Source organism: Dolichospermum compactum NIES-806 (assembly GCF_002368115.1).
GTDB classification, from domain to species: Bacteria; Cyanobacteriota; Cyanobacteriia; order Cyanobacteriales; family Nostocaceae; genus Dolichospermum; species Dolichospermum compactum.
Genome location: NZ_AP018316.1, coordinates 4,141,337 through 4,167,245 on the forward strand (window position 1 = coordinate 4,141,337; position 25,909 = coordinate 4,167,245).

Below are 25,909 nucleotides of genomic sequence, written 5' to 3' on the forward strand. Positions count from 1 at the left end.
ATTAAGCGTTCAACAAATTCTATAGTTAAAATTTGCCTATTGTTGAGCTAGTTATGCGCTTTTAGTTGTGTATTAGCGCGATTTAGAAAGAGTTCATTTTCAGCAAAGTATAAGTATGTTGGTATGGTATTACGGCAATTTTGTTGCCGTATATGAGCGTTAGCTCTAAACATACTATAATTTTGTTTGCATCGGAAAGCAGTCATTTAGCGTTTTGGCACTAAAGTGTAGTGACTTGCCATAATACCTTGTCCGATTTTTTCTGGATTACCCGCAAAATAACGTATACAGTCAAATAGGAGTATACTTAATTTTGATTTACTACTTGCTGCTAATAACACACTTGCTAGACTTACCCTCTTTACAAGGAAAGGCTAAATGATATTAGACAATGAAAAATATCGGAAAGTTCATGAGTGGATTAAAAAATATACAGAAGAAGGTACTGTAGACATTGTTACAGGTTATTTTACTGTTGGGGCTTTAGCTTATCTTTCTCAGGAAATTAATCATAAAATTGCTAAATTTCGATTAGTGCTTGGCGATATTGTTAACTTAGATAAAATTGAAAATCGCCCCTTAGATTTACTAAATGAAAATATTACCATTGAAGCGGCTCTGAATCTTAGTCTTTTGGCACAGGAAGCTGTGATGTTTTTAAAACAGGACAAGGTGAAAGCAAAAACTTTAGAGCCGAATTTTTGTCATGCTAAGTGTTACTTATTTGAGCCATTGAAGGATGACGATCGCAATAAGTATTTTATTTCTGGTAGTTCCAATTTAACTGAGGCTGGAATTGGACTAAAACATACCAATAATTTAGAATTGAATATTGCTGAGACGGGAAATAATCATCAATATAAAGAGTTGGTAAAATGGTTTGATTCACTTTGGCATAAACATCAAGCTCATCCAGAAAAAACTCTCTTATTGAAAGATGGAACAACTAAAAAGGTAGATTTTAAGCAATATCTAATTCAGGAAATTGAAAAAATATTTATTAAATATACTCCCAGAGATATTTACTACAAGATATTATTTGAGTTGTTTGGTAATCAAGTTTTAGAAATTGAGAATGATCCAGACTTTAATCGTCAAGTTGGTAGATTAGAAAATACTGCTATTTTTTCTGCTCTTTATGAATTTCAAAAAAAGGGTGTTCTCAGTCTAATTAGAATGTTGCAAAAATATGATGGAGCTATTTTAGCAGATGCGGTAGGTTTAGGAAAAACTTGGAGTGCTTTGGCTGTAATGAAGTTTTTTCAAATGCAAGGACGGGAAGTTATATTACTTTGTCCTAAAAAGTTAGAGAGTAATTGGAGACGCTATAAGGAAGATCAAGCATCAAAATTTGAAACCGATAAGCTGAAATTTTTTATTCGTTTTCATACCGATATGAACGGCGATCGCCTAAATTCCTATAGCGATCGCGCTGATAAGTTTTTTTGTGATGACAAACCCAAATTAATTGTCATTGATGAAAGTCATAATCTCAGAAATGATAAATCTAGTCGTTATAACTTTTTAGTTGATAAGATTTTAAAAAACAATCAAGATATCAAAGTTTTACTAATATCTGCAACTCCAATTAATAACTCTCTCAATGATGTGAGAAATCAATTTAAGTTAATGGTTCAAGGTGATATACATGGCTATGATAGCAAATTAGGTGTAAAAAACATTGATTATTGCTTTAAACAAGCACAGACTATATTTAACGAGTGGCGCAGAGATGCCAAACCTCAAATTGGCAATTTTATTAAAAAGCTCTCAGACAATGATTTTTTTAGGTTAACAGATTCTCTATTAGTTGCGAGAACTAGAAAAATGGTGGAAGGTCAACAGACAAATTTACTATTTCCTACTAAGACAAAGCCTAAAAATTTATTTGTCACACCACATCAACTTGGTAATTTTGAAACCTTTGAGGAATTGTTTGATCATTTTCCACCAATGTTATCAGGATATCAGCCAGCCTTTTATTTAGAGGATGAATCAAATCAGCAAAAAGACGCTAAGAAAGATATATTACGGGATGAAAAGTCACGCGATCGCTTTCTAGTTAAAATGATTTATATTTTGATGGTGAAGCGATTAGAGTCTTCTTGGTTTTCCTTTTACTCAACAGTAGAAAAAATCAAAAATCATCATCAAAATGCTTTAGATAAAATTAAAGCATATCAAGCAAACAAGGTAAAAACGGTATTATTAGAAGATGATGTTGATGATTTAGAAAATGATGAGAATGATGATGATATTACTGATACATTAGGTAAAAAAACGCCCCATCAGTATCGCGGAAATTGATCAAGCTGGTAACTTAGATAAGTTTAAAGAGGATCTAAAAAAAGATTTAGATGCTCTCGATAAGCTGTATATTAATTTACAAAAGTTTGCTATAAAAATTGATAAAGAAATTCAAAAATCCCAGCAGTTTAAATCCTGTGATGATAAGTTAGAAAGACTGATTATAGAGATTATCAAAAAGCGTAAATCAGGAGCAAATAACCACAATCAAAAAGTAGTAATTTTTACAGTTTATCGTGATACAGCGATGTATTTATTTAACCAACTTCAAGCTAGAGGTTTTGACAAAATTGCGATCGCATCAGGAACAGGTTCATACTCCGATGATAGCCCACACAAACAATCTATGGAGGCTATTCTCGAAAGATTTGCACCCTATACAAAGCTATTTTGTGAAAAAGAATGGGCTTTTACCTCTGAAAAATCAGGTCTTGAAGCCTTTGGAGAATGGCAAGAATGGGTTAAAGATAATCACCCTGAAACTTACCACAAACTCAAGAAACCCATAGATATTTTGATTGCTACGGATGCTTTAAGTGAAGGGCAAAATTTACAAGATGCTGATATGGTAATTAATTATGATATTCATTGGAATCCTGTGAGAATTATCCAACGTATGGGTAGAATTGATCGGTTAGGTAGTCCTAATCAAGAAATTTTTGGGATTAACTTCTGGCCTTCAGATAATATTAATTCCTATCTCAATTTACAAGGAAGAATTGAACAGCGTATGGCCGCCATGAAGTTAGCAGGAGCAGAAGTAGATCATCAATTTTCTGATAGTTTTGCTAAGATGGCTCATGATGAAGAATTTGATCAAAAAATGAATGATCTGATGATGCGACAAATGCAAACTACATGGGATGATATTGAAGTTAGTAATCAAGGTTTAGGCTTTGATAGTTTGTCTTTAGAGCGATATCGTCAGGATTTATTAACAGAATTTAATCGTGATAAAGATAAATATCGCCAAATGCCAAAAGGTGTATATACAGGATTTACAGCAGTGCAGAAATCGGGCATTGATGATGATTTGAATGATAATTTGCATGATGGTATTATTGCTTTGTTGGGGTATCCTGCTAAACCAGCTAAAAAATTAGCTCATCAATATCAAGTGTTTGATTTAATTTACATTGATAAATCAGGTAAATTAATTTTAAAAAATCAAAAAGAAGTTTTAGATTTGCTAACCTTGTATAAGGATAACGAGCGTTTTGTTCCTGATGCAGTTGATCGCGGTGAAGCGGTGGCAGTTGCGGAGTTGGTAAACGCGCTTAAAACTTGGTTGACCAGTCAAGCAGTACAAGAGGAGCAAATGGAAGATGGTTCTGTCAAAAAGACGATGGGTAATGAAACTCTGGGAATTTTGCAAGGTTTAAAAAGAGGTAATAAGGCTTCTATAGATAGAATTAAGCAAAATGTTACAGTTGATGGTAAATATCAGCTAAGTAATTTCGATTTAATCAGTTGGGTGTTAGTTACAGTATAAAATGCTGAACACGGATTTTACGGATTACATAGATTGCACGGATTAGGTGATCTGTTATAGTTATAGACAAAGATAGATAAACTAGTAATAGCGCGGACTTGTAGCATAACGAAAAATCAAAATCCGTAAAATCCTTTAATCCGTATAATCCGTGATTCAGAAGTTTTTGGGAGTAAATAACTATGACTATTGCAGTTACAGAAAATATTCAATCACTTTATGATGTAGAGACAAAGTTAGGACTAAGGCGATCTCATGATCCAGACTTTTTCATGGAATGGTGTAGAGATTTTGAAGAATTAGAAGATACCGAAAAAACAACTCTAGATCGGATCAAAGGGTCTTATATATATCATATTAATCAAGGCTGTTTGTCTGAAGGAACGGTAAATTTGTTGATGGTTTCACCATTACTATTTTTGGCAGGTTTTCTGGAATCACCTTTTAGTTTGCGAAGTGAACAGTCAGTTGAGATTAGCGATTATGATGGTAGTGTTACTTATCACGGAAGAATTGATGCTTTAGTTTTGAATAACAACTTATGGATAGTTTTAATTGAAGCAAAGCGTTCTAGTTTTTCATTTTTAGTGGCAGTACCACAAGCTCTTACCTACATGACAGCAAGCCCAAATGGTGATAAACCAACTTATGGACTCGTTACCAACGGCGATCATTTTATGTTTGTTAAGCTGCAACAATCTCAATACGATCTTTCTGATGATTTTTCACTTTTTAAGCGATCGAGTAATGAACTCTATCGCGTGCTGCAAATTCTCAAATCTTTCCAGAATCTATAATAAAAGGGCTGAACACGGATTAAACGGATTACACAGATTGCGCGGATTAAGTGATCTGTTATAGTATAAGTAATCTGTTATAGTAACAGATAAATAAAATCCTGAACGCGGATTAAAAAGATTACACAGATTGCTTGGATTAAGTGATCTGTTATAGTAGTAAGTGATCTGTTATAGTAATAGACAACTAAAATCCGTGAAATCCTGTAATCCGTATAATCCGTGATCCTGTATGAGTTTAAAATACGAAGACATTACCAAAAAAATAATCGGTGCATCCTTTGAAGTTCATAAATTTCTAGGTAACGGCTTTCAAGAAGTAATTTATCAACGCGCCCTAGCCTACGAATTTCATCAAGCCGGTTTAAATTTTGCCAGAGAAATTGAACAACAAATCTATTACAAAAACTTACCCGAACCTATTGGAACACGACGCGCTGATTTTGTAGTAGAAGAAAAAATATTAGTCGAAATAAAAGCCACCAAACAACTAGAAGATGTCCACTTTGCCCAAGCATTAAATTATCTCAAAGTATATAAATTAGAAGTTGGATTATTGATTAATTTTGGTAGTGAAAGCGTACAATTTAAAAGACTAATAAAAACATAAACATCTGAACACGGATTAAACGGATTACACAGATTGCACGGATTTATTGATCTGTTATAGTATAAGTGATCTATTATAGGAATACATAAAATAAAATCCGTGAAATCCTTTAATCCGTATAATCCGTGATTCTGACTGTTTATTAAAATATATAATAATTAGGAGACAAAGCAATGCAAAGTATACAAATAACCGCCCATGTCAATGATCAAGGTATATTGCAAATTCCCCTACCCAACCACTCAGGGGAAGAACTAGAAATTTTACTCGTTTATCAACCCATCTCTAAGCCCAAAAAACGTCAATGGTCACAGCAGTTTCTTAGCACCTTTGGCGCGTGGCAAGGTGAACCACTAAGTAGAGAACCCCAAGGAGAACATTACACAGATTGCACGGATTTATTGATCTGTTATAGTAATACATCAAATAAAATCCTGAACGCGGATTAAACGGATTACACAGATTGCACGGATTTATTGATCTGTTATAGTAATAGACAATTAAAATCCTGAACGCGGATTAAACGGATTACACAGATTGCACGGATAGTAATAGACAATTAAAATCCTGAACGCGGATTAAACGGATTACACAGATTGCACGGATTTATTGATCTGTTATAGTATAAGTGATCTATTATAGGAATACATAAAATAAAATCCGTGAAATCCTTTAATCCGTATAATCCGTGATTCTGACCGTTTATTAAAATATATAATAATAAATTTCATATATTACTCCCATTCCCTTAACTGCTTATGTACTACTGCTAAATACCACATATAATCATCAATTTTGTACTCATCAGCCGCTTTAACTATATATTCCTGCGCTAACTCTAAATTATTCTCAGCTTCATAATATAAACCCAAATATAGATGACTGTAAAACTTACCTTTTAATCCTGCCAATTTTCCCACATTTAAAACATCATCTGTTGTACAATTACCTGCAAATAAATCATAGATAGATTTCATGATTTTTCGCGGATCATTTTTCACTGGTAATAAAGAATTACGAGCTTCTGTCACACCGGATAATCTAGCTATGCAAAGATATCTCCAGACAGTTTCTTCCACATCTTGAGCGTTAACAGTTAAATCAATTTCAAACTGTTTTGCACCTTCAGCAAATCGTTCTGCATAATAATAAGATAATCCTCGTTGCCAAAGATAGGGAGTAATTTGAATATCTAACTTTTCTGCATGATCAAAATCTTGAATTGATTCGGCAATTTTTCCTAATTTAAAATAAACCATGCCGCGACGGACATAAGCATTAACGTTATTTGGTTGAATGTTAATGGTATTATTCCACTCTTGCAGTTGATTTTCTAGGGAGTTGGTAAAAAACATTTTGGTAATCAAATTTGCTACTTTTAATCTAGTTCTCTCCGTCCTTCTAATGCTCTTGCTAAAGTTAATTCATCAGCATATTCTAAATCACCACCTACAGGTAAACCAAAAGCAATGCGGGTGACTTTTGTAAATGGTTTTAGTAATTGACCGATATATAATGTTGTGGTTTCTCCTTCGATACTGGGACTAATGGCTAAAATCACCTCTTGGGGTTTTTGTTCGCTGACTCTTCTCACTAAAGGTTGAATATTTAACTGTTCAGGTCCAATACCATCCATAGGGGAAATTACGCCACCTAAAACATGATATTTACCTTTATATTCACGGGTTTTTTCCAATGCAATTACATCACGGGAATCTGCAACTACGCAAATAGTTGTATTATCTCGCTGAGGGTGACGACAAATTTCACAGACTGGATCTGATGAAAGGTGAAAACAAACTTTACATAAACCGACCTGTTTTTTTGCGTCAATAAGTGCTTGAGCTAAGGCTTCTACCTCTGCTTCTGGTCTTTTTAAGATATGCAAAGCTAAACGTTGGGCACTTTTGGGACCAACTCCAGGGAGACGTTGCAATTGTTCGATTAATTTGGCTAGGGGACGTGCGTAAACCGTAATTCTACCTCCGGGCTTTTTTCTATTTTACAATGATGTTATCTCAAAGTTAAAATGAATTGTGTTATACGCGCAAAGACGCAAAGTTTGAGCAATTTTAATCAATAAAATATTATAATCATGTTTTATGCGAAGAGATTCACTTTTTTATAAACTCTTTCAACAATACCCATCTTTGTTGTTTGAACTGTTGACATATCCGCCTATTAATGCTCAGGCTGACCGTTTTGATTCTGTGGCTGTCAAAGAACCGACTTTTGCAATTGATGCTATTAACAAAGCGGTTTGGGAGAATATCTCAAAAAATGAGAAAATCTATTTCGGCTTTGCCATTATCTGTGGTAGAAGAATTGAGTGAAGCTCTTTTAGATTTTCAGAGTTTGGATGATTTGCAAACTTGGTTGTTAATCCATACTCCGTCACAAACTGACTAACTATGTATTCTCGGTTCTGGGTGTAAGGTTGATAATAATTGACTTTCTACCTCTGCTAATTCATCTAATCTGTCCATGACGATTTTTCGGTCATAATAGGTGTCAGCTAAAACCCAATATATGCCAAAATGTCGGGCTTCTGATGCCATTAAACTGCGGTAAAATTCCGCTAGTTCTGGTTCTGGACAGTTAGCAGCTAGGAGTCCCAAACGTTCATGACTGCGGGCTTCGATTAAACCGGTAACGAGTAAGGAGTCTAAAAATCTCTGGGGTTCTTGTCCCCGGACTTGGGATTTTAAACCTGCACCGTAGGGGGGTGCGGAGAGGGCTGCAAGTTTGATATGACGGCGTTCTAGCCATTGATTGACGAGTTCAAAGTGTTCTAGTTCTTCACGAGCGATCGCTGTTAACTCCCTCACCATTTTAGCATTGGAGGGATAGCGAAACATCATATTTAATGCTACTCCTGCGGCTTTGCGTTCACAGTGGGAGTGATCTAGTAAAATAATATCAAGGTTAGCGATCGCTTGCTCTACCCAAGCATCACTGGTAGGTTGTTTGAGGGCGTTGATAGTTGGTAAAGGTGAACTTAACACAGCCAGAAAAACTCCAAATTTAACAATTCAGCTAATTAATTTTAATCTTAAACGGTAATTTCAATAAACTGATCACATTAAAATCTCTAGTTTCTTCCGGTACACCAAATTGGATTGTTTCTGGTTGGGGTGGATAATAACGGGATTGAAATATTATATCCCAGATAGTTAACAAACTGGTGTAATTACTATTTAAATATTTTGTTAGTTGACAATGATGAGCGCGATGATAATTAGGTGTAACGATCAAATAACTCAGGAATTTATCTATTTTCAAAGGTAAAGCAAAATTACTATGATGAAAAACTAAGGATATAGCAAATAAAGATTCATATAATATCCACGCATTTGGGGTAATTCCCAATAGATAAATTAATCCAATTTTGGGGATATTGGAGACAATTACTTCTACCGGATGAAAGCGGTAAGCTGTGGATATATTCATCAATCTATCTGTATGATGAACTTTGTGAAACCGCCAAGCAAAACCCCAAGTGTGGATTAATCTATGCCACGTATACATATACAAATCCAGCAATAAAAAAGAGAGAATAAAATGCAACCAAGGTAAATTTAAATTATAAAAAAGACCCTGGGGTAAGGTTGGTTTCCAGAGAGAATTTAAGATTAAAATAACTGTGAGGTTAATCACCAAAGAATTTATTAAACCCAATATTAAATTGTGAATAAATCTGTTAACGGGATTTTGACGATATTGAAAGAAAGGAACTAAGGTTTCCAGGATTCCAAATATAACAATACTAGTGACAATAGCCAGAGATTTATATTCCATTTTGTTTAATGTCCTGATAATTCTGGCATAGATAGGTCAATTTTATGTGTACATTCATGAATTTTACCCTGAATATTTTCTTGATTTATTCACTCCCACTTTAATAATTATAACGCTTTGTTGGATATATAGAAGAACAAGATCCCCGACTTCTCTAAGAAGTCGGGGATCTGAAGATCTCACAATTTAAGAAAACTTGGTTAAAAATCCCAATAATTGTTTAGTTTTTGGTGTGAGTAAAGTCTTACGATAAGCGTCTGCGGCTTTTTTAATGGCTTCTGCTTGGGTGGGGTAAGGATGAATTACACTGCTAAGTTTACTTAAACCAATATTGTTAACAATAGCTGTCGTAATTTCGGAAATCATCTCTCCTGCGTGATTAGCAACTATGGTTGCACCCAGGATTTGATCTGATCCTTTTTTGTGATGTATCTTTAAAAAACCAGATTCTTCATGATCTGCGATCGCTCGATCTATGCGACTATAAGGAATCTTAATAGTTTCTATCTCTATACCTAATTTTTCTGCCTCATTTGCATACATCCCTACATGAGCAATTTCCGGGCTGGTATATGTCACCCAAGGCATCACCAAACTACTGAGTTTAGCTCGTCCCCAACCAAAAGGCGAAAATAGGGTATTTTTAATCACAATTCGTGCTGCTGCATCTGCCGCGTGAGTAAATTTCCAATTCATGCAGATATCACCAGCGGCGTAAATTTTGGGATTTGTGGTTTGCAAATAATCATTCACTTTCACACCCAAGGTTTGATCATATTCTACACCCACTGCCTCTAAATTCAAATTTTCCACATTTGGCGCACGCCCCGCACCAACTAAAATTTCATCAACTGTCACCGAATCTCTTTCACTATTTACAGAAAAATAGAGGCGTTTTCCTTCTGTAACTGTGACAACTTCTTCTAATTGACAATTTAATACTAAACGAATCCCTTCATCAATTAAAACTTTTTGCAAAATTTCCGCTGCTTCTGGATCTTCCTGATTTAAAATATGTGAACCTCGATGAAATAATGTCACTTCACAACCCAAACGCCGAAATGTCTGCGCCAATTCACAACCAACAGGACCACCACCAATTACTGCTAATTTTTCTGGTTTCTGAGTTAGAGAAAAAACAGTTTCATTAGTTAAATAACCTGCGGCTTCAATTCCGCGAATTTTTGGTTTAACCGCCCTAGCACCCGTGGCAATGACAGCTTTTTTAAACTTTAATGTTTGATCATCAACTTCTATAGTATTCTGACTTTTAAATTTACCAGCACCTAAAAAAACATCAATTCCTAAACTTTTAAATCTTTCCACAGAATCATGATGACTAATACTCGCCCGAATCCGCCGCATTCTCTCCATAACTGTGGCAAAATCTACATCAAATTGTTGGGAAATATTAATCCCTAAATCCTTGGCTTTTTTGATTTCTTCAACTACACGAGCAGAACGAATTAAACATTTAGAGGGGATACAACCAAAATTTAAACAATCTCCTCCCATGAGATTTTTTTCAATTAATGCTATTTTCAAACCCAAATCTAAACCCGCAGCCCCCGCAGCGACAACTAAACCCGCAGTTCCCCCACCAATAACTACCAAATCATAATAATCAGCCGCTTGGGGATTTAGCCAGTTATCGGGATGAACATTTTTGATTAGTTTTTGATTAAATTCATCCATGGGACGCATTGTGACTCTTGGACATTCTGAATTTGACATTAGTATTACCTCTAAATGGTCAAGTATAAAGTGTATTTTTGATTGGGCGATCTTTTTTACAGATACATCATTTTCAAAAATTTGTCAGTTTTATATTTAACAAATTTCCCAAAATTTTTGCGGATTAAAAATAGAACATTATTCTGAAATTTCCTCTTCTAAGGCTTTTTTAGCGATCTTAGTTACATAAACTGTAACAGCAATTGTCGCTATAAACCCAATAATTTGAATTACCCAGTGGAGGATCATATTACTAGGTTGATTCTTATTAGCAATTAAGGCTAAATCTCCTGCTAAATATCCAATATAAACATACATAATTGTCCCCGGAATCATTCCTACTGAACCCAGAAGATAGTCTTTAAAAGAAACACTAGTAACTCCCAAAGCGTAGTTTAATAAGTTGAAAGGAAAGAGGGGAGAAAGTCGAGTTAATAAGACAATTTTTAATCCTTCTTTACTAACTGCTTTATCAATGATGGCAAATTTTTTATACCTAGATATTTTCTCTTTCACCCAACCTCTAGCTAAATAACGTCCTACTAAAAATGCAGCTACAGCCCCCAAAGTAGCACCAATAAACACATATAAAGAACCCCAAATTACCCCAAAAATTATACCAGCACCCAAAGTAAGAATTGCGGCTGGTAAAAAAGCCAAAGTGGCAATAATATAAATACCAATAAATACTATTCCCCCCACAGCACCAAGACTATTAATCCATTGTAAAGTATTTTGTAGAAATGGCAGGAAACTGAGAGAAGATGCACTAATAGATTCCTGCGCTAAAGCTAAATCTAATTCTGATAAAAATGTCATAACCATAAAAATTATTTACAATTTCAAAGAAGAGTACCAATTACGAATTCGCTGAGGGGGAATACCTAGTAAATAAGCAATGACAATAATTTGATTCCCAAGAGTAGTTTGGATAATTCCTTTTTTTAACCATCTTCGCGGTGAAGTAATTACAGGTGTTGGTAATAGATAAATTTTCCCCAGAGTTTTTAATTTCCTCATGAGTTCAAAGTCTTCCATGATTGGTATTTGGGGGAAATTACCAACTTGCCCAAATACATCTTTGGTGAGAAAAATAGCTTGATCACCATAGGGCATTTGCCAAAGATGCGATCGCCATTTTACACCAAATTCGACTAAACGCAAGCCCCAATCGGGGGCATTGATCTGTAAAGCAAACGCACCAGCGACAATTCCCGGTTGTGCCAAGGTTGTGCGAATCATCTGCTCGAAATTAGTCGGTAAACGAGTATCAGCATGGAGAAACAGCAAAATCTCCCCATTAGCAGCCATAGCACCCGCATTCATTTGATTAGCACGTCCAGGAGGAGAAATAATCACCTGAACATTCAAGGATTTGGCTATTAATAATGTTTGATCTTGTGAACCACCATCAACTATAATGATTTCTATATGACTGCCAATTTGACTGCTAATAATTGCCTCCTGAATATTATCAGCTTCATTGAGTGTGGGAATAATAATAGAAATTAAGTCCCGATTAAAATTTTGATTTATGATTTCCGTCATGATTCTCAAAATATTTATGCAACAAATAGTAAACTTTTGCCATTTTCTTGAAACCTGATAATATTTAAACAAGTTCTACATTCTCTCAATAATCATGCTATTTCTCCAAGTTATTATATGTATTACTTTAGTAATTTTCATCGGCTCATCACTTTCCCAAAGTGCCGATATATTAGCAGAAAAAACCGGAATGGGACGAACTTGGGTAGGAACAATTCTCTTAGCAGGTGTCACATCTTTGCCGGAACTAGCCACAGGGACAAGTGCCATTATTCTGTTTAACTCTCCAGACCTAGCTGTAGGGGGCATCTTGGGCAGTTGTCTCTTTAATTTACTCATTTTGGCATTACTTGATATTTACAACGGACCTGAACCCGTACTACAGCGAGCGCAGATTAGTCATGGATTAGCCGCTAGTTTGGGCTGTGTCATGCTAGGTGTGACGACTCTAGGAATACTCCTAGCGAAAACAGAAATGAATTTAGCTGTAGGATGGGTGGGTATCCCTAGTATTATCTTACTCTGGCTCTATTGGTTGAGCGCCCGCATGATTGCTCAATTTGAGATGAGACGACGCGCACAAGTGCTAGAGGAAGAAATTGAGGCTTTTCAATATCAACATATTACCTCAAAACAAGCATATCTGAGGTTTATTTTCCTCTCAGTCATAATTGTAATTCTCGGTATTTGGTTGGCATTTTTAGGTGATAGAGTTGCAGAGGTAACTGGATTAGGACAAAGCTTTATTGGTGCAATTCTCTTAGCTACAGCCACTTCCCTTCCTGAAGTAGTAGCATCATTAGCTGCTATTCGACTTAATGCCGTTGATTTAGCAGTATCCAATATTTTTGGTTCTAATATCACCAATTTAGCAATTTTGGGCGTTTATGATTTGGTGTATTTACAAGGTAATCTTTGGTTAAACATCAGTCAGATACATATATTTACTGCTATTGTTGCCATGATTATGACTTCAGTAGCTATTAATGGGCTAATTTACCATGCTGTCAGTGGTTCACGAATGTACATTACCTGGGATGGATTAACTCTAGTTGTCCTCTATATTGGCGCAATGTACGTGATTTACCGGGATATATTTTGATGGGAATTAAGGATTTTTTTGCAAATTATCTAAAACCCCACTACGAATCATTATTTGTGGCCAAATTAACAGAAAAAATCCCATCCAAATTAATAATGGAATAGCTACTAAAATTGTCACCCAAATAATTTTAAATATTAACCAACTACCGCTAATTAATGTAACAGCAGTGAGTATAATTGACCAAGGTTGACACCACCAAGGTTTATATTTCCAAGGACTAATTGTTTGTTGTTCAGACATTTTTGGATAATAAAATAGAATTTACTAGGAATATTATATCAGCATTTATCCTCATATTTTTCCATAATAATTTATTCGTAACTTTGACTACTTTTAGTATTTTTTCAAGGGTTCTAAATAGACGGCAAAATGTATTATAATATTGTTACATATTTGTTAAGAAAGGTTACATGACTCTTAACAAAAGGAAATATGGTTTATGGTTGTTCCCCGTGAGAAGAATGCACCACATGAGGTTGTTATTGTTGGTGGTGGCTTTGGTGGACTGTATGCAGCCAAGGCTCTTGCGAATGCGAAGGTAAATGTTACTCTCATTGATAAACGTAATTTTCACCTATTTCAGCCGCTTTTATATCAAGTTGCCACAGGTACGCTATCACCTTCGGATATTTCTGCACCACTACGATCTGTATTCAGCAAAAGTAAGAATACAAAGGTATTGTTAGGAGAAGTAAATAATATTGATCCCAAAGCGCAACGAGTTATTTTTGGTGATGAATCCGTACATTATGATACATTAATTCTAGCCACTGGTGCTAATCATTCCTATTTTGGTAAGGATAATTGGAAAGAATTTGCCCCTGGCTTGAAAACTGTGGAAGATGCGATAGAAATGCGTCGGCAGATATTTTCAGCATTTGAAGCCGCAGAAAAAGAAAGTGATCCAGCAAAACGTCAGGCTTTGTTAACTTTTGTGATTGTGGGGGGGGGTCCAACTGGTGTAGAATTGTCTGGTGCGATCGCAGAGTTAGCATACCAAACCCTCAAAGAAGATTTTCGTAACATTGACACCACAGAAACGAAAATTTTACTATTGCAAGGGGGCGATCGCATTCTCCCACACATTGCCCCAGAATTATCGCAAGTAGCAATAGAATCTTTACAAAAGTTGGGTGTGGTTATTCACACTCAAACCAGAGTCACAAATATTGAAAATGACATTGTTACTTTCAAGCAAAACGGTGAATTGACAGAAATCCCCTCAAAAACCATCCTGTGGGCAGCAGGTGTACAAGGTTCAGCTTTGGGAAAAATCCTTGCAGAACGCACAGATGTAGAATGCGATTTCTCTGCCAGAGTAATTGTAGAACCTGACTTGACTATCAAGGATTATAAAAACATTTTCGTAATTGGAGACTTAGCTAATTTCTCCTATCAAAATGGTAAACCCCTACCTGGTGTTGCCCCCGTAGCTAAACAACAAGGAGAGTATGTAGGTAAACTCATCAAACGACGGCTTCAAGGTCGTACTTTACCGGAATTTAAATACAATGATGTGGGTAGTTTGGCAATGATTGGGCAAAATTTAGCCGTTGTAGATTTAGGCTTCATCAAACTTACAGGTTTCATTGCTTGGGTATTTTGGCTAGTAATTCACATCTATTTCTTGATTGAGTTTGACACTAAACTAGTAGTAGTAATTCAGTGGGCTTGGAATTATATTACTCGTAATCGTCGCTCTCGATTGATTACAGGTAAAGACGCTTTTTTAGCAACACAACCTGTTAACAATAGCAGTGATTCCCAACCTAACAAAAATAAGCAGCCAGTCAATCTCTAGTATTTGTCGTTAGCAGTAAGTAGCTCAACTAAAAACACTTGAAACCCAAATCCTTGACTATTCAGAGAAGTCGGGGATTTATTTTTTTTGCATTGAATTATTCTCACCAAATGCCCACAAAACTCAATACTGTTCGGTTAAGAGTTTTTGTAGTTAAGCGACAGCGCAACAAATGCTTATAAATGTTGGGTTTCGTTCCTCAACCCAACCTACAGAATTCTATTTTTTGAGCTTAACCGACAAGTATTGCCACAAAACTTATTCCTGTAACCAATTTTCTAAACTTAATCCCTCAACTCTCAATAAATCGCTATCATTAGAAACCAGAATAAATCCTTTAACAATAGCAGTTGCAGCAATTAAAATATCTTCTGTTTGGATTGGTAATCCTCTTAATCTAAGATTTGCATGAATTTCTGCTGCTTTTTACAAAATTGCTAAATCATCTAAGAAAATGATTTGAAAATCCTTACAAAAATCATCAAATCTTTCTAATTGTTTACTTGCTTTTACTGCAAACAAACCTCTTTTAACCTCAAAATAAGTAATGCAACTAATAGATATTAATTGTTCTTGTGAACGCAACTCTTCTAATCTTTCCTTAATTATGAGATTATTTTTGATAGTAAAAGAAACAATGTTGGTATCTAATAAATAAGTCATTTTTTATTTCCTTTTAACTGCTTCGTCAAAAATAGCTATTTGTTCAGGAGTTAAATCATCTAACAATCCTGACAGCATTTCTACAGACAAAATACCGCTACAACGTTTTTTTAAGTCTTGATCTTCTATAATATTAAACTCCTCAATAGATAAATTTTTCTGAAATATGTTACATAAATGCTGAATCATTTCCTCCTCATTCAGTTCTTCCTTAAATAAAGGACGTTTTTCCATCAAAATATTCACAATTCTCTCAATTCTTGTTTTCATTGATTCTTGTTGAAGTTCTGTTGATAACATAATATTTCCTCAGATCCCCGACTTCTCTAAGAAGTCGGGGATCTAAATTACCTATTCGCTAAATATTGATACATTTCCCAACGTGCATTTACTTCAGCTTGCGCTTGTTCTAACAACAACTTCGCCACTTCCGGTTTACTCTTCGTCAACATCTTAAACCGGTTCTCTTGATACATGGACTTTTCCACCGACTCAGAAGGTGCTTTCATATCCAATTGGAGGGGATTTTTCCCCTGTGATTGTAATGCCGGATTATAGCGATATAACAACCATCTTCCTGAGTCTACTAACGCCTTTTGCTGATGTAAACCTTTGGTCATATCAATCCCGTGAGCAATACAATGACTGTAAGCAATTATGATTGATGGACCATCAAAAGCTTCCGCTTCTAAAAATGCTTTGAGTGTATGTTCATCTTTCGCACCTAATGCCACACTCGCCACATAAACATTACCATAAGTCATCGCCATTAAACCCAAATCTTTCTTTGGTGCAGGTTTTCCACCCGTCGCATATTTAGCAACTGCGGCTTTGGGAGTAGCTTTAGAAGATTGTCCTCCGGTGTTAGAATAAACTTCTGTATCCATCACCAAAATATTCACATTGCGACCTGTGGAAATCACATGATCAATACCACCAAAGTCTATATCATACGCCCAACCATCACCCCCAACTATCCACACACTCTTCTTGACTAAATAATCAGCGAGGGATTTGAGATTTTGGATTTTGGATTTGAGATTTGCGTCGTTTGTAGTTTCTGAAATCTCATCTAATTTATGTTTGAGAATGACGATTCTTTCCCGTTGATCCCAAATATCAGCTTCGGTTTTTTGTTCAGCTTTGAGAATGGCATTAACTAAATTATCGCCAATTTCACTACTTAATTGTTGCAATAATTCTGCTGCAAATTCCGCTTGTTTGTCTATAGATAAACGATAACCAAAACCAAATTCGGCGTTATCTTCAAATAAACTATTAGACCAGGCCGGACCCCTTCCGTCAGCGTTTTGACTCCAAGGAGTTGTGGGGAGATTTCCACCGTAAATGGAAGAACAGCCGGTGGCGTTGGCAACGAGTGAGCGATCGCCAAATAATTGTGTTAATAATTTAAGGTAGGGCGTTTCTCCACACCCAGCACAAGCACCAGAAAATTCAAACAATGGTTCTTGCAATTGTTGTTGTCGGATTTGACTTACTTTCAAAGTTTTTCGGTCAGGATTTGGTAAATTCAAAAAGAAATTCCAATTTTCCCGTTCTTGTTCTCGCAACGGTAACTGCGGACTCATATTAATCGCCTTGCGGGTGGGTTCTGCCTTGTTTTTGGCAGGACAGACACTCACACAAATTTCGCAGCCTGTACAGTCTTCTGGGGCTACCTGAATTGTAAATTTCTGGTTAGCAAAGCTCTTATCTTTGCTGTTAGTGGACTTGAAAGTTATAGGTGCGTTGACTAACTCACTCGGTTGATAAGCTTTAGCGCGAATAGCAGCGTGAGGACAAACCATCACACATTTACCGCATTGAACGCAGACATCAGCCTCCCAAACGGGGATTTCCTCTGCAACGTTGCGTTTTTCCCATTTTGCAGTTCCACTGGGGAAAGTTCCGTCAGCAGGTAAAACACTGACGGGTAAATCATCACCTTCCCAAACCATGATTTTGCTAAGAACATTCTCGACAAATTTGGGTGGATTATTTTGTAGAAATCTTGCGTTATTTTGTAGAGACGTTCCATGGAACGTCTCTACATTTACAGAATGCAGATTTTCTAGGGTGTTGTCTACGGCTTTCAAATTCATCTTGACAACTTCCGCACCTTTTTTACCATAGGTTTTTTCTATGGCTTGTTTGATTTTACTAATAGCTTCTTGTTCTGGCAATACCCCCGCTAAAGCAAAGAAACAGACCTGCATGATAGTGTTAATTCTGTGTCCCATACCACTATCTTTTGCCACTTGACTAGCATTAATAGTATAAACTTTCAGGTTCTTGTTAATAATTTGCTGTTGGACTTTTGGAGGTAGATTTTCCCAAACTTGATCAGCATCATAAGGACTATTTAACAACAAACTTGCTCCCGGTGCAGCAGCTTTTAAAATATCAATAGTTTCCACAAATCCCCAATGGTGACAACCGATAAAATTAGCCTTGTCTATCAGGTAAGTTGAGCGAATTGTTCCCGTTCCAAATCGCAAGTGAGAAACTGTCATTGAACCAGACTTTTTAGAATCATAAACAAAGTAACCTTGAGCATTATTTTCTGTTCCCTCACCGATGATTTTGATGGAGTTTTTATTTGCCCCTACTGTACCATCTGAACCTAAACCATAGAACATTGCCCGAACCACATGATCTGGTTCTGTAGAGAAATTGGCATCAAAATTCAAAGAAGTGAAAGTGACATCATCATTAATCCCAATTGTGAAATGATTTTTGGGTTTAAGTTGAGTCAGATTATCAAAAATACTCTTCACCATTGCTGGAGTAAATTCCTTAGAAGACAGTCCATATCTGCCCCCAACAATTTTAGGGAATGTAGTTTTTTTCCAACCTTCATAAATAGCTGTCACCACATCTAAATATAAAGGTTCTCCCGCACTTCCGGCTTCTTTTGTTCTATCAAGAACAGCAATAGATTTGACACTATTTGGTAATGATTCGATAAATCTGGCAACATCAAAAGGACGGAAAAGCCGCACCTTAATAACTCCAACTTTTTCCCCTTGATTGTTGAGATAATCCACAGTTTCATGGACAGTTTCACACCCAGAACCCATAATTACAATTACTCTTTCTGCGTTAGGTGCGCCATGATATTCATAGAGTTTGTAATATCTGCCTGTGCGTTCTCCAAACTTATCCATAATCTTTTGAACAATATCAGCACAACCATCATAATAAGGGTTTGCACCTTCACGAGATTGAAAATAAACATCAGGATTTTGTGCCGTTCCTCGTAATACTGGTTTATCTGGAGTTAAGCAGCGTTGACGATGTGCAAATACTAAAGATTGGGGAATGAAAGCTTGTAAATCCTCATCAGATAACAACTCAACTTTCTGCACTTCATGGGAAGTTCTAAACCCATCAAAAAAGTGCATAAATGACACTCTTGCTTCCAAAGTTGCTGCATGAGAAATTAAAGCAAAATCATGACTTTCCTGCACAGAAGCAGAACATAAAAAAGCGAAACCTGTCGCCCTAGCTGCCATAACATCACTATGATCACCGAAAATAGATAAAGCATGGGTAGCTAAAGAACGGGCAGAAACATGAATGACAAAACTGGTTAATTCTCCCGCAATTTTGTACAAGTTAGGAATCATTAATAATAATCCCTGAGAAGCGGTGAAAGTTGTACTTAATGCCCCCGTTTGTAATGCCCCATGGACCGCAGCAGCAGCCCCTCCTTCACTTTGCATTTGGGTAACACTGGGAACTGTACCCCATAAATTGGGTTTATTTTCAGACATCCAAGCATCAGCCCATTCACCCATATTTGAAGATGGGGTAATCGGATAAATAGCAATTACTTCATTTAATTTGTAAGCTACACGGGCAACAGCTTCGTTACCATCAATTGTGGCATAAGATTTGGGCATGATTTTCCTTCCTGTCTCTCTTTTCTGGTTGTTTCAATTTTTCCGTAGGGTGCGTCAGATTGATAAATAGTCGAATTTAAGTATGATTTAACGTCTGACGCACCTTACTAATCTATGCAGAGAAACCAAAAAGATAAGCATTGAAAACAGCTAAAGTCAGGAAGTTAATTTGTGATATTTTCTACAGTTTTATTAATTATCAATTATTACTCATGAATTATTCTGACTTTTAGCCAATATTTTAATTATAGCAAATAGTCAATCTTCTGGATATATCAATATTAATGTTGTACTCAATATCTATAATCTTTGATTTATCAAAGTTAAATGATTGTCATGGGGTGGAGGTGCGGGAAGTTTTTGGGCAAGATAGTTGACAGTTATACAAGGTTTTACAGTATAATTTAAAGTTAATCTCCTGTATTAACACCCAATCAATATCAATTATGACTTATCGAGATCCTGAAATTGAAATTGAACTATTACGCCTAAAGAGTGAGTTAAATATATCTGGAAAGAATAACAGTCAACGTAATTCTCAATCTCAATGTTTAGATGATGTTATCACCGAAAAATTTTAGATTTTGGATTTTAGATTTTGGATTGGGAATTTTCGGTACAAGCCCCGCCCCTTCAGGGCGGAATTAATCAAAAATACTCGCTGCGTACGCAACGCTACTCCGAGTTGGATAAATTAACACCGCTTGCCAATCTTGAAAACGTTCCCTATTTCTGTAAAAATAGAGAAATAACTCCCCAAATAACCGCTCATACAGTCGGTCAGAAAAAGATTCTCCTTTGGATCATTGTTATATACAGCCATAGGATGAATTATACAACTTTTTTATTTATTGTCTAGAAGATTAATATTATCTAGCTGGCTGATGCTTTGCTAATTTAAAGGCTGATAATAAAAGAATGATCCCTAAAATTAAATATAGTAAATAACTTGATATATAACTCAATAAATTGCTGCCAATAAAAGCCCCAAGAATTGAACCAGAAGCCATAAAAACAATAAATTTTTGGTCTGATTTAACTTCCTGTAATCGTTGCTGACTTCTGAATTTAAATAAACCCATCATAATAGTAGGAATACTAATTGCCAGACTCAAACTTCCTGCTAATTTGATGTCAACTGCAAATAACAAAATCACTGTGGGGATAATCAACTCACCACCAGCTACACCAAGCATACTACTAAATATGCCAATCACAATACCCGCGACAAATCCAATACTGATTCTCAACAAACTTGGCAATTGTAAACTACCAACACTAAATATAAAATTATGCCCAATTAGCACAACACTTAGCAAAACCAGAAAAATCACAACAACCCGATTTAAAATTCGTTCATTAATCCGCGTAGCGTAATAAACCCCAACGTAAGAACCAATCAGAGATCCTGCTAAAATGTTGATGATTATGGCAAAGTTAGCAACAACATTTTCAATACCAATGACACCACTGCGAAAAACAAACGAGCAGATAACAGTAACTAAACTGACAACGAGATTGATAATAATTGCCGGAAGAGTGCGATAATTAAAAATGCTAATTAGTACAGGTAAACGAAACTCTGCGCCACCCAAACCGATTAATCCACCCAAAACGCCTACCAAAGCACCCCAACTAAACGCCCAAATATTTCCCATTCCCATCTCCAAACTTACACTTTAAAAACGGCACAATGAACAAATCTACCACACCACCAACTCGCTTGGATTTTTACTATCAGCAAATCAAGACAATTATTTTAGCGCGTCAAAACCCCATTACTGGTTTATTACCAGCGAGTACCGCTATTACCGCGCATGGCGATTATACAGATGCCTGGGTGCGAGATAATGTGTATAGTATTTTAGCAGTTTGGGGTTTAGCTTTAGCCTATCGCAAATCAGATCATGATCATGGGCGAACTTATGAACTAGAACATAGTGTGGTTAAATTAATGCGTGGGCTGTTATTTTCTATGATGAGACAAGCCCATAAAGTCGAAACATTTAAACATACACAATCTTTATTAGATGGACTTCACGCCAAATACAATACAGCTACAGGTGATATAGTTGTCGGTGATGATGAATGGGGACATTTACAACTTGACGCTACATCTATATTTTTATTGATGTTGGCACAAATGACCGTCAGTGGATTATCAATTATTTTTACGTTGGATGAAGTGAACTTTGTCCAAAACCTAGTTTATTATATTGGTCGAGCTTACAGAACACCAGATTTTGGGATTTGGGAACGGGGGAATAAAATTAATCATGGTAGTGCAGAATTAAATGCTAGTTCTTTAGGAATGGCTAAAGCAGCTTTAGAATCTATAAATGGATTAAACTTATTTGGTGTTCATGGTAGTCAAGCATCAGTAATTCATGTTTTACCAGATGAAATTGCTAGAGCCAGAATTACTTTAGAATCATTATTACCCAGAGAATCAGGTTCTAAGGAAATTGATGCGGCGTTGTTAAGTATTATTAGTTATCCCGCTTTTGCTGTGAAAGATGAGGCATTGCGAGAACGCACATTTAATGAAATCATTAATAAACTCGAAGGAAAATATGGTTGTAAACGGTTTTTGCGAGATGGACATCAAACTGTTTTAGAAGATTCTGAACGTTTACACTATGAACCTGGTGAGCTTAAAGAATTTGAGCATATTGAGTGTGAATGGCCATTATTTTTCACTTATTTAGTTCTGGATGGATTATTTCGCAGTGAACAAGCACAAGTTGAAAAATATCGGCAACTTTTACAATCATTGTTGGTACAACAGAATGGGTTACAGCTATTACCAGAAGTTTATTATGTTCCAGAAGAAAATATAGAAGCTGAGAAATTAAATCCTCAGTCTCAGTTAAGATTACCAAATGAAAATATTCCTTTGGTTTGGGCGCAAAGCTTATATTATTTGGGTGAAATGTTAAGTGAAGGCTTAATCTCATTGGGAGATATTGATCCTTTAGGAAGACATTTAAACGTCGGAAAACAGCGCAGTGCTTTAGTTCAAATTGCTTTAATAGCAGAAGACGAAGCTCTACAAACGCAATTAGAAGTATATGGAATTGAAACCCAAACTCCTACCCAAGTTGCACCAATTCAAATTCGGAAATCTGAAGAACTTTCCCAAATTTATACGCAAATTGGTAGAAATGATCAATTGGGTTTAACGGGTCGTCCTTTGCGAAGACTGAGAAGTTTAACGATATCAAGATTCTTTCGGATTCGAGAGCAAACAGTTATCTTTTTACCATCATTTTTAGATTCTCAACAGTTTTATTTAACTCTTGATTATCATTTTTTGGTAGATCAAATTAGAGGTGAATTGGCTTATATTCAAAAATATTGGAGTGACTTAGGTCGTCCGACTTTGAGTTTAATGATTACTCGAACTATGCTAGAAACTGGTTCTGAGGCATTATTAGAATTAATGCAAGAACTCAAAGATGGTATTTGTAATGGAGTCCAGGTAAAATTAGGAAAACTGAATCAATTAATGCTGACAGCCGCATTGCAAAGAATTGATTTTTTGTCAAATGCACAATTCTCTCAATCAGCAGTTGCAAATAGAGGTATCCGTTGTTATTACCTGACTTCTCATTTAGAAAAAAGTTGGTCTTTGGGACATACTCAAGAATTCCAAATGGAATGCGAAACTAACTCAGATTCATTATTAGAATATTTGCGATCATCAGAAAATATTTATGAGCAAATTGAATTACTGCAAACTTTAACTCGGTTACAGGGTTTAGAATTTGATACGGGCTATGCAGGTCCTACTCATGCTGTCACTGTAGCGGATTTGCTCGATGAAGTTTATACTAAAGCCGGGGATTTAGGGCTGTGGGCGGTGGTGCGACGGGCTGCGGGTTTACGCCAAATGCTGGATATTGGCTTATCAGACGCGATAACGAGTATTTTGGTTCAAGGTAAGCAAATTGCAGTTGGAAGGGCTTATAGTCAAGCTTCTCTGATAGTTGTTCCTATATCTGGAAGTGAGATTACTGAGAAAATTAATAACTTTTGTCGTGAGGATATCCGTGATAGAGTTTTAACCCAAGAAATTCTCATTTATCTTGGTGTGTTAATCAAGTCAGAACCAGAATTATTTCGCGGATTTATTACATTAAGAGTTGGTTATTTGATTCTTTTAATTACTAGCGACATAGCTAGAGAATTCATCCTTACCCAAGATGAAGCTTATGAAAAATTAATGCAGCTTTCACCTTTTGAAGTAAAAATTCGTTTGCGCCAAGTGTTAACTGGATATAGTGGGGTGAGTAGTTTATTACGTCAACAGGAATCATTGCACGTTAAACAAAAAGAAAGTGATATTGCTTGGGTTGTGTTACCTACAATTAGTGAAGAAACGGAAGTTCCTCCTGATGGTTGGCGCAGATTTCGTCAAGCAGAAGGGGCATTAAATCGTGTACCTAAAGACTTTTTTAAACAAGTTTGGCTATTAATGCAGCATTGCAAAGGTTTAGTTATTGGCGATAAATTGGAACGCCGAAATCGGTTAGAAAGTGAAATTATGCTTTCCGAAATGACAGCAGGAGAAAGAAATTTTGCTTTGTTAGTTGAACATTTGCTGAATAAAATTGAAGCTCCAGAATATCGCCAAGTTAATGTAGAAGCCTTGATGGAATTGGCTACAATCGTGGCTAATAACCCTAGCTTGCAAATTGAGGAATATATAGTTTTGGATGTGTTAATCGGTCACGCAGTCCGGTTAGCGTGGTTAGAAATTCATCCCCATCGTAGCAATTATTATGATGAAGATAAAGCCAGTGCATGGCCATCATTTTATAATAGTTCTCCCCAAGATTGCGCCAATTATATTTTGAAGGCGTTTAGATTCTTGACGGAGTTTGTTGAAGATGTTTAAACTCAAAGCTTTTCCAGCACTTTTCTCGTAAAACCGATAACAGGGAACAATTCGACCCTTCGACAGGCTCAGTGCATCGCAGGGAACAGAAAAATCAATTGTGTAGTTAATTAATTCTGTTCCACTGCTTATTGCTATCTGGTTCAGTTTAAACTACATTTGGCATACACCAATAAATTCTTGTATTCTTCAATCTTGTGCATTTTTCCCTGTTTTACAAATGATTCAATTATTGGTTGAGCATGACCCCAACCAATTGATTTTGTATAGAAGAGAATTTTGCCATTGGGATTGAGTTTACTCAGAAACATCGCTAGAAGAGATTCTTCATTATGATGCAAAAAAGGTGCTTCTTCAGGCATATAAAATTCGCCTAGATGAAACAGAGAAATTACATCGAGCATAGGTAAAGAACGATCTGTCAAGGTGTATATATCTGTGCAGAGAACTTTGTAATACTTGGACAGTAGACGATCTTTAAGAGATAATCGGACATATTCTTGATGTTCGGGTGCAGAAGCGGTAATCCCAATAATTTCATTTGGTTGAGAAAATTTATGATTTTCCAATCCTAGAATATGATGAGAGCCTGTTCCAAAATGGAAGATAGTTTGATCTTGAATATTATGCTTTTGTAAATATTCAACTAATTCAAGATCACATGGACAACGCTCTGGTTGTAATTCCCAGGATGATTTTTCGCGGTAGTAATCAGCACCAACCCATTGTGGTAAAACTGGGCGAGAAAAACTCAAAAAATAGTAAAGTCTTGCTAAGTGGCGATTTGTAAAAACTATTCCGCGAACGGTTTGTCTAATACTAGTAACCATGAATTAATCAACCTCAATAGTTTGGAAAAGACGTTTTTGAGATGTTAGATAGAAGACGTATTTAGTTAGGATGCTACAAATATTCATCAGCAAAACTACAATAAAGCTATATAAAGTTAGCCCAATTCAAATTCATTGAGCCAAGTAAATTGACAGCCCGGATTATTTTTGTAATTGTTGTGCTTGATGGCAACAGACAAATGATTACTGATGATCTGCTTGAAGATTGAGTTATCCTAGATGGACAAAATTCATCAAAATCCCTGAAAACCTGTTCTATGTGATTACCCCAAAAAATACTGGGTGCTGAGTTTCTAGAACTTAGGCAAGTCTAACATACGAAAAATAAAGCTAACATCAAGTACAGATGAAAGTTTAATTAACTTTTGCTATGGCGGTGATCACAATTGATGTAATAC

General features: G+C 35.9%; 22 protein-coding genes and 3 pseudogenes. 11 read left to right on the forward strand and 14 right to left on the reverse strand.

Annotated elements, in window-relative coordinates; all coding sequences use genetic code 11:
- Positions 1-378 precede the first annotated feature (378 nt).
- From CA730_RS25245 to CA730_RS19235, 5 genes are all read left to right on the forward strand, one after another.
- Complete coding sequence (locus CA730_RS25245) at positions 379-2,307, forward strand: SNF2-related protein (RefSeq protein ID WP_197705461.1); 1,929 nt, start codon at positions 379-381, stop codon at positions 2,305-2,307.
- A 247-nt stretch (positions 2,308-2,554) separates the two neighbouring features.
- Complete coding sequence (locus CA730_RS25250) at positions 2,555-3,799, forward strand: C-terminal helicase domain-containing protein (protein ID WP_231939886.1); 1,245 nt, start codon at positions 2,555-2,557, stop codon at positions 3,797-3,799.
- 182 nt (positions 3,800-3,981) lie between these two features.
- Positions 3,982-4,596, forward strand: a complete 615-nt coding sequence (locus CA730_RS19225; protein ID WP_197705462.1) for a type I restriction endonuclease — start codon at positions 3,982-3,984, stop codon at positions 4,594-4,596.
- 232 nt (positions 4,597-4,828) lie between these two features.
- Positions 4,829-5,206 (forward strand): GxxExxY protein, encoded by a 378-nt coding sequence (locus CA730_RS19230; protein WP_096669732.1) that lies wholly within the window; start codon positions 4,829-4,831, stop codon positions 5,204-5,206.
- A gap of 173 nt (positions 5,207-5,379) precedes the next feature.
- Entirely contained in the window at positions 5,380-5,655 is a 276-nt protein-coding gene (locus tag CA730_RS19235; protein WP_197705463.1) for a hypothetical protein, read from the forward strand.
- Between the two features lie 285 nt (positions 5,656-5,940).
- Here CA730_RS19235 and CA730_RS19240 read toward each other — a convergent pair whose 3' ends face one another.
- On the reverse strand, positions 5,941-6,561 hold the full coding sequence (locus CA730_RS19240; RefSeq protein ID WP_096669734.1) for a tetratricopeptide repeat protein: 621 nt from the start codon (positions 6,559-6,561) through the stop codon (positions 5,941-5,943).
- Positions 6,562-6,584: 23 nt separating this feature from the next.
- Entirely contained in the window at positions 6,585-7,184 is a 600-nt protein-coding gene (recR, locus tag CA730_RS19245) for a recombination mediator RecR (protein WP_096669736.1), read from the reverse strand.
- Between the two features lie 124 nt (positions 7,185-7,308).
- On the opposite strand from recR, the pseudogene CA730_RS25770 reads away from it, so the two are divergent.
- Together CA730_RS25770 and CA730_RS24645 are read left to right on the forward strand one after the other, a co-directional pair.
- Positions 7,309-7,455, forward strand: a pseudogene (locus tag CA730_RS25770) (DUF2887 domain-containing protein); the annotation flags it as partial.
- Positions 7,456-7,486: 31 nt separating this feature from the next.
- A complete protein-coding gene (locus tag CA730_RS24645) occupies positions 7,487-7,615 on the forward strand; it encodes a DUF4351 domain-containing protein (RefSeq protein ID WP_231939887.1) in 129 nt (42 codons plus the stop codon).
- Here CA730_RS24645 and miaE read toward each other — a convergent pair.
- From miaE to CA730_RS25260, 5 genes are all read right to left on the reverse strand, one after another.
- Complete coding sequence (gene miaE / locus CA730_RS19260) at positions 7,612-8,211, reverse strand: tRNA-(ms[2]io[6]A)-hydroxylase (protein WP_096669742.1); 600 nt, start codon at positions 8,209-8,211, stop codon at positions 7,612-7,614. The two genes, CA730_RS24645 and miaE, sit on opposite strands and share 4 nt — an antisense overlap.
- 31 nt (positions 8,212-8,242) lie before the next feature.
- Positions 8,243-9,004: a sterol desaturase family protein gene (locus CA730_RS19265; protein ID WP_096669744.1), complete on the reverse strand. Its 762-nt coding sequence runs from the start codon at positions 9,002-9,004 to the stop codon at positions 8,243-8,245.
- 186 nt (positions 9,005-9,190) lie between these two features.
- Positions 9,191-10,738: a mercuric reductase gene (locus CA730_RS19270; protein WP_096669746.1), complete on the reverse strand. Its 1,548-nt coding sequence runs from the start codon at positions 10,736-10,738 to the stop codon at positions 9,191-9,193.
- Positions 10,739-10,876: 138 nt separating this feature from the next.
- The gene (locus tag CA730_RS25255; RefSeq protein ID WP_231940138.1) at positions 10,877-11,572 is read right to left on the reverse strand and encodes a TVP38/TMEM64 family protein; all 696 of its coding nucleotides are present in this window, start codon (positions 11,570-11,572) and stop codon (positions 10,877-10,879) included.
- Positions 11,573-12,286 carry a TIGR04283 family arsenosugar biosynthesis glycosyltransferase gene (locus tag CA730_RS25260; protein WP_197705465.1) on the reverse strand — a complete coding sequence of 238 codons (714 nt, stop codon included), beginning with the start codon at positions 12,284-12,286 and terminating at the stop codon, positions 11,573-11,575. It lies immediately after the preceding gene.
- 94 nt (positions 12,287-12,380) lie between these two features.
- On the opposite strand from CA730_RS25260, the gene CA730_RS19280 reads away from it, so the two are divergent.
- On the forward strand, positions 12,381-13,388 hold the full coding sequence (locus CA730_RS19280) for a sodium:calcium antiporter (protein WP_096669748.1): 1,008 nt from the start codon (positions 12,381-12,383) through the stop codon (positions 13,386-13,388).
- Between the two features lie 6 nt (positions 13,389-13,394).
- Here CA730_RS19280 and CA730_RS19285 read toward each other — a convergent pair whose 3' ends face one another.
- Positions 13,395-13,631 carry a DUF6737 family protein gene (locus tag CA730_RS19285; protein ID WP_096669750.1) on the reverse strand — a complete coding sequence of 79 codons (237 nt, stop codon included), beginning with the start codon at positions 13,629-13,631 and terminating at the stop codon, positions 13,395-13,397.
- 199 nt (positions 13,632-13,830) lie between these two features.
- Here CA730_RS19285 and CA730_RS19290 point away from each other — a divergent pair, with 199 nt between their 5' ends.
- The gene (locus CA730_RS19290; RefSeq protein ID WP_096669752.1) at positions 13,831-15,192 is read left to right on the forward strand and encodes an NAD(P)/FAD-dependent oxidoreductase; all 1,362 of its coding nucleotides are present in this window, start codon (positions 13,831-13,833) and stop codon (positions 15,190-15,192) included.
- Positions 15,193-15,450: 258 nt separating this feature from the next.
- Here the strand turns inward: CA730_RS19290 and CA730_RS19295 are convergent.
- The 3 genes and pseudogenes from CA730_RS19295 to nifJ form a co-directional block, all read right to left on the reverse strand.
- Positions 15,451-15,855, reverse strand: a pseudogene (locus tag CA730_RS19295) (PIN domain-containing protein).
- Positions 15,856-15,858: 3 nt separating this feature from the next.
- On the reverse strand, positions 15,859-16,155 hold the full coding sequence (locus tag CA730_RS19300; protein WP_096669754.1) for a hypothetical protein: 297 nt from the start codon (positions 16,153-16,155) through the stop codon (positions 15,859-15,861).
- A 47-nt stretch (positions 16,156-16,202) separates the two neighbouring features.
- Complete coding sequence (nifJ, locus tag CA730_RS19305; RefSeq protein WP_096669756.1) at positions 16,203-19,760, reverse strand: pyruvate:ferredoxin (flavodoxin) oxidoreductase; 3,558 nt, start codon at positions 19,758-19,760, stop codon at positions 16,203-16,205.
- Positions 19,761-20,206: 446 nt separating this feature from the next.
- Here nifJ and CA730_RS26150 point away from each other — a divergent pair, with 446 nt between their 5' ends.
- Positions 20,207-20,341 (forward strand): hypothetical protein, encoded by a 135-nt coding sequence (locus CA730_RS26150; protein ID WP_269076483.1) that lies wholly within the window; start codon positions 20,207-20,209, stop codon positions 20,339-20,341.
- 93 nt (positions 20,342-20,434) lie between these two features.
- Here the strand turns inward: CA730_RS26150 and CA730_RS19310 are convergent.
- Positions 20,435-20,542: pseudogene (locus tag CA730_RS19310) on the reverse strand (DUF2887 domain-containing protein); the annotation flags it as partial.
- A gap of 87 nt (positions 20,543-20,629) precedes the next feature.
- On the reverse strand, positions 20,630-21,418 hold the full coding sequence (locus tag CA730_RS19315) for a sulfite exporter TauE/SafE family protein (protein ID WP_172891217.1): 789 nt from the start codon (positions 21,416-21,418) through the stop codon (positions 20,630-20,632).
- 35 nt (positions 21,419-21,453) lie between these two features.
- Between CA730_RS19315 and CA730_RS19320 the strand changes: the two genes are divergently transcribed.
- Positions 21,454-24,660 (forward strand): glycoside hydrolase family 15 protein, encoded by a 3,207-nt coding sequence (locus CA730_RS19320; protein ID WP_096669760.1) that lies wholly within the window; start codon positions 21,454-21,456, stop codon positions 24,658-24,660.
- Between the two features lie 143 nt (positions 24,661-24,803).
- Here CA730_RS19320 and CA730_RS19325 read toward each other — a convergent pair whose 3' ends face one another.
- Positions 24,804-25,490, reverse strand: coding sequence for a hypothetical protein (locus tag CA730_RS19325; RefSeq protein ID WP_096669762.1), 687 nt, complete (start codon positions 25,488-25,490; stop codon positions 24,804-24,806).
- Positions 25,491-25,909 lie beyond the last annotated feature (419 nt).